Origin of the sequence: Lactobacillus nasalidis, assembly GCF_016587775.1 — a bacterium.
In the GTDB taxonomy this organism is placed as follows: Bacteria; Bacillota; Bacilli; order Lactobacillales; family Lactobacillaceae; genus Lactobacillus; species Lactobacillus nasalidis.
In genome coordinates this window covers 1-2,106 of the sequence record NZ_BOCG01000546.1, presented here as the reverse complement: position 1 = coordinate 2,106, position 2,106 = coordinate 1, and the positions used below count along the sequence as shown (strand labels likewise).

General features: G+C 57.9%; 2 protein-coding genes. Both read left to right on the top strand.

Annotated elements, in window-relative coordinates:
- On the top strand, positions 1 to 611 hold a 611-nt coding region (locus lacNas_RS10660; RefSeq protein WP_244661460.1), incomplete at its 5' end, for an acyltransferase family protein.
- 256 nt (positions 612 to 867) lie between these two features.
- On the top strand, positions 868 to 2,106 hold a 1,239-nt coding region (gene tyrS / locus lacNas_RS10655), incomplete at its 3' end, for a tyrosine--tRNA ligase (RefSeq protein WP_201346845.1).

Genomic DNA, 2,106 nt, shown 5'->3' with positions numbered 1-2,106 from the left:
AATACTTTCTCTTGCTGGCCCTGGTCTTTGCCTGGCTGCTGCCGACGGCCCTGGACCTGGCCAGCGCCTGGCCGCAGGCGCCCAAGCACCTGGCGGACGCGGTCGCCAGCGTCAAGCGCCTGCTGGGCAAACTGGACGTCCAAATGGTCATGGGCTATGCCGGCTACTATTTGGCCGGCTACTATCTCAGCCAGGCTCATATGAGCAAACGGCACCTGGCTTTGGTCCAGGCACTCGGCCTGCTGGGCGCGGCAGCGACGATCGGCCTGACCAGCTGGCTGACGGTCCGCGCCGGCCACCTGCGCCTGTTCTTGTACAGCTACAATTCCCTGTTCGTTTTTCTGGAAAGCTGCGCGCTTTTTCTCAGCCTGCAGACGGCCAAGCCCCGGGCCAGATCGAAACAGGTCCTGCAGGAGCTGGCCACTTCGGTGTTGGGCATCTACCTGCTGCATCCGCTATTGATCTACTATTGGAGCAAGACGCCAGTCTGGCAGCTGGGGCTTGAGCAGGCCGCCTGGCTGCCCGTGCTGGTTTTATTGGTTTTCGCCAGCAGCCTGGCCATCGTCTGGCTGTTGCGGCGGAGCAGATTTTTGTCCCGCTGGCTCTTATAGGCTTGACCCTGGGGCAAAATCATGTTATTTTTATAAAAACGCGACAGCGAAGTAGCTGTCCGGTTCAGCGTTCAGAGAACTAGCGGTTGGTGCGAGCTAGACAGGCCGGGCAGACGAAATACAGCGCGGGGAAGAGTCCCCCGTTAAGAAACTCTCAAGAGGCACTTTGGTGCGAACGTGGGTGGTACCACGGCTAAGAAAGAATTTAGTCGTCCCTGGATCATTTGATCCGGGGACTTTTTATTTGGAGGCAGAAATGGCTAATTTTGACATTTTGGAAGACTTGAAATGGCGCGGCGCCATCAACCAGGAAACTGACGAGGAAGGCCTGCGGGCCTACCTGGCCGACCATGACGACCTGGCCCTGTACTGCGGGACTGACCCGACCGGCGACTCCCTGCACATCGGGCACTTGATCCCGTTCATGATTTTGAAGAGATTCCAGCTGGCCGGCTACAAGCCGGTGATCGTCATCGGCGGGGGCACTGGGTCAATCGGTGACCCGTCCGGCCGGTCAACTGAACGGGTGCTGCAGTCTGAAGAAACCATCAAGCACAACGAAGAAGCGCTGACGGCGCAGATGGTCAAGCTTTTTGGCACGGAAAACTTCCGCATCGTCAACAACCGCGAATGGCTGGGCAAGATGACCCTGCTGGAATTCCTGCGCGACTACGGCAAGCTCTTCCAGGTCAACAACATGCTGAACAAGGAAGTCGTTGCCAGCCGGCTGGAAAACGGGATTTCCTTTACTGAATTCTCCTACCAGATCCTGCAGGCCATCGACTTCTACATCTTGAACCGGGACCACGGCGTGCAAATGCAGATTGGCGGGGCTGACCAGTGGGGCAACATCACGGCCGGCATCGACCTGATCCACCGGCTGGAAGGGGCTGACCGGCCGGCCTTCGGTTTGACCATTCCGCTGATGCTGAAGGCTGATGGCACCAAGTTCGGCAAGTCTGCCGGCGGCGCTGTCTGGCTTGATCCGGAAAAGACCAGCCCTTACGAGTTCTACCAGTTCTGGATCAACCAGGACGACCGCGACGTGGTCAAGTACCTCAAGTACTTCACCTTCCTCAGCCACGAGGAAATCGATGCTTTGGCCGAAAAGGTCAAGGCTGAGCCATGGAAGCGCGAAGCCCAAAAGCGCCTGGCTGAAGAAGTCACCAAGTTCGTGCACGGCGAAAGCGGCCTGAAGGAAGCCCAAATGGTTACGGAAGCCCTGTTCTCAGGCAACGTGAAGGACTTGACGACCAAGCAGGTTGAAGTTGCCCTGGCCAAGGCTCCAAGCGCTGAGAGCAGCTCAGAAAAGAAGAACCTGGTAGACTTCCTGGTGGACACGAAGATCGAGTCTTCCAAGCGCCAGGCCAGAGAAGACGTGGGCAACGGCGCCATCTACATCAACGGCGACCGGATCCAGGACACCGACTTCGAAGTCGATCCGGCTGCTGCTTTTGACGGCAAGTTCGTCATCGTCCGCAAGGGCAAGAAGAAG